The 3,291-nt window shown below is 61.1% G+C and carries 2 protein-coding genes; both read right to left on the reverse strand.

Going from position 1 to position 3,291, the window contains the following annotated elements:
- On the reverse strand, positions 1-662 hold a 662-nt coding region (locus HX846_RS21620; protein ID WP_178966070.1), incomplete at its 3' end, for a PepSY domain-containing protein.
- A 62-nt stretch (positions 663-724) separates the two neighbouring features.
- Positions 725-3,154: a TonB-dependent siderophore receptor gene (locus tag HX846_RS21625; RefSeq protein ID WP_102370055.1), complete on the reverse strand. Its 2,430-nt coding sequence runs from the start codon at positions 3,152-3,154 to the stop codon at positions 725-727.
- Between the last annotated feature and the right edge of the window lie 137 nt (positions 3,155-3,291).

Here is a 3,291-nt window from a genome sequence, read left to right on the forward strand (position 1 = left end):
ATGATCAGGTCGGCGCAGGCGCTGATCACGCCGGTCACGCCCACTACCAGCGCCCAGGTCAGGGTGACCACGCCGATCAGGTTGTGCAGGTCGAGCCAGCGCAGGCGCGTGGATTTGTCCTGGCGCACGGTGGCGAATTTCAGCCGGCGCATGAACGGCAGGTACAACACCGTGCCGGAGATGATCGCCAGCACAAACAGAATGCCCATGAACGCCAGCAGCAACTTGCCCGGCAGCCCGGCGAACATATCGACGTGCAGGCGCAGCAGGAACATCGTCAGCCCGCCGTTGGCCGAAGGCGTTTCCACGGCCTCGCCGGTGCGGGCGTCGAGCATGAAGGTGTGGGAGGAATTGGGTTCGGTGCCGGCGGTGGCGGCCATGATCGCGATCACGCCGTTCTTGTCGTCTTCGTCCCAGGCCAGGTATTGCATGGCTTCGCCGGGGCGATGGGCCTGGGCTTTGGCAACAAGCTGTTCGAGGTTCAGCTGTGGGGTATCGGCGGGCATCTGTGCCAGCTCGGGTTCGTTGCCCAGCAGGTGGTCGATCTCGTGGTGAAAGATCAACGGCAGGCCGGTGAGGGCGAGCAGCAGCAGGAATACGGTGCAGACGAGGCTGGTCCAGGTGTGGATGAAGGACCAGCGGCGGATGGTTTTGCTTTTCATTTTCTAGCCTTCAGACACACCGAAGCCGCCCACGGGGGCGGCCCGGTTGTTAACTCAGCCGATTACCACTGGTAGGTGGCACTGGCGACGACGCTGCGTTGGTCGCCGTAGTAGCAGTAGGAAGCATCGCAGGTGGAAATGTAGTCCTTGTCGAACAGGTTGGTGGCATTCAGTTTCACCGAAGCCCCCTTGAGGCTGTTGTCCAGGCGGCCGAGGTCGTAATGCACGGAGGCATCGAACACGGTGTAGGCATTGGCCTTGCCCAGCCAGGTGTTGCCCTGGTCGCCATAGGTATTGCCGGTGTAGCGGGCACCCGCGCCAATGCCGAAACCGTCGAGCACACCGGCGTGCCAGGTGTAGTCGGTCCACAGTGAGGCTTGCTGGTTTGGCATCAGTTGCAGGCGGTTGCCTTTGTATTGGCCTTTTTGCACTTCGGATTTGGCCAGGGTGTATGCAGCGATGACCTTAAGGTTCTCGGTCACGTCAGAGACGGCTTCCAATTCCAGGCCCTTGACCTTCACTTCGCCGGTCTGGTTGGTGATCGACTGGCCACCGGCGCCGAAGCTGGTAACCAGCACGTTCTTTTGGGTCAGGTCGTACACCGCGGCGCTCAGCAGGGTATTTGAGCCGGGTGGTTGGTACTTGACCCCCAATTCCCATTGCTTGCCTTCGGTGGGTTTGTACGACTCGGTTGGCGAGACGCTGGCGTTACTCGCTGGCTGGAACGATTCGGCGTAGGAGAGGTACGGAACGAAGCCCGAATCGAACACATAGCTCAGCGCGGCGTTGCCACTGAAGTTCTTGCTGCGGTCGGTATTGGTTGCATCGTTTTTGTTGAAGTAGGTGGTGCCTTGGTGCACCCAGTCTTCACGCCCGCCAAGAGTCAGGCGCCACTTGTCCAGGGCCATCTGGTCCTGGGCGTAAAGGCCAGTCTGGATGGTTTTCTGGTTGTAGTCGTAATAAGCGGTGGAGCGCGCCGGACGCACCACCGGCTTGGTGTTGACGGGGTTGTAGAGGTTGACTGTGCCGCCGTCACCGAAGATCGACAGGTACGAGGTGTCGGTGCGCTGGTGATCCAGGCCGAGCAACAGCGTGTGGGTGATATCACCGGTGGCGAAGTCAGCCTGGAAATTGTTGTCGACGGCGAACTGGCCGATGTTTTCGTCGACGTTGGTCGACCCGCGGCTGGTATTGCCCTCGGCATCAATGGTCGAGTAACCGTAGGAACCCACGGTCAGTTGCTGGAAAGCCAGCTCCGACTTGGTGTAACGCAGGTTCTGCTTGAACTGCCAGGTATCGTTGAAGCGATGCTCGAAGGCGTAGCCCAGCGCGTAGTAGGTGCGGTCGTAGTACTCGTAGTCCGGGTCGCCGAGGTTCTTGTGATGAGAGATGTCCCCCAGCGGCGATTTGATCTTGGTGCCGACAATGGGCAGGAACTGACTGGTGGCGCCGGTATCGTCGCGGGTGAACTGCGACAGGAACGTCAGCTTGGTGTCGGTATCAATATTCCAGGTCAGGCTGGGGGCGATGTTGTAGCGCTTGTTGTCGATGTGATCGACCTGGGTGCCGGCGTCGCGCACCACACCGCTGAGGCCGTAGAGAAACTGGCCTTCATCATCGATCTTGCCGGTGCTGGCGAAGTTGATCTGGCGGTAGTTGTCGCTGCCGTACTGCACCTGGATGGCATTGCTCGATTCAGCGCTGGGGCGGCGGCTGACCATATCCAGCAGGCCACCCGGTGGCGTCTGGCCGTAGACCGACGAGGCCGGCCCACGCAGCAGCGCAAGGCGGTCGAGGTTCCAGGTTTCGGCTTTCGGGTTGGCATACACGCCGCGTGGCAGCGGCAATCCGTCGAGGAACTGGGTGGGTTCGAAGCCGCGTACACGCATCCAGTCGTAGCGGGTGTCACTGCCGTAGCTGGCGGACACGATACCGGGCATGTATTTGACGGCGTCATCCAGGTTCTGGACGTTGCGGTCCTGCATTTGCTGGCGAGTGGCGACGGAGATCGAACGCGGGGCTTCGACCAGTGCGGTATCGGTCTTGGTGCCGGCAGCGGTGCGGGTCGCCAGGTAACCATCAACCGGCCCCCATGCGCTTTCCGCGTCGGCCTGGCCGGTAATGCTGGTCTCCGGCAATGCCACGACCCCATCCGGGATCGCTACCAGGCTGAACGTGCCTGCACTGCTTTGCTCCAGTTGCAGCCCGGTCCCGCGCAACGCTTCACGCAATGCGCCTTGTGCATCGAATTGCCCTTTTACCGGCGCGGAAGTCTTGCCCGCTGCCAACCCCGGGTTCAGCGTCAGCGCCAAACCGGCCTGGCTGGCGATCTGGTTCAGGGTGGTGACCAGCGACGCTGCCGGCAGATTGTAGGCGCGCACACTGGACGCTTGTTCGGCGGCGAGCAACTGGGTGCTGGCCAGCGGGGCGCTGAGGGCAATGGCCACGGCCAACAGGCTGGGGCGCAACAAGGTGTCTAGCGTGCGGGACATAGGGCGGCTCCTGAATGGAAATATTTCTCAATTGCCTATGTGCCGAGCGAGATGCAAAAAGTGATAGGGCTCGATGAAAATAATTTCTATTAGTGGGTGAGTGCTGTTTTTGAGGGCCTCATCGCAGGCAAGCCCGC

The organism is Pseudomonas sp. K5002 (genome assembly GCF_013386655.1).
In the GTDB taxonomy this organism is placed as follows: Bacteria; Pseudomonadota; Gammaproteobacteria; order Pseudomonadales; family Pseudomonadaceae; genus Aquipseudomonas.

Bases quoted from the DNA above. Each gene is read 5' to 3' on its own strand.
- HX846_RS21625 (WP_102370055.1), bottom strand. From the start codon at position 3,154: ATGTCCCGCACGCTAGACACCTTGTTGCGCCCCAGCCTGTTGGCCGTG.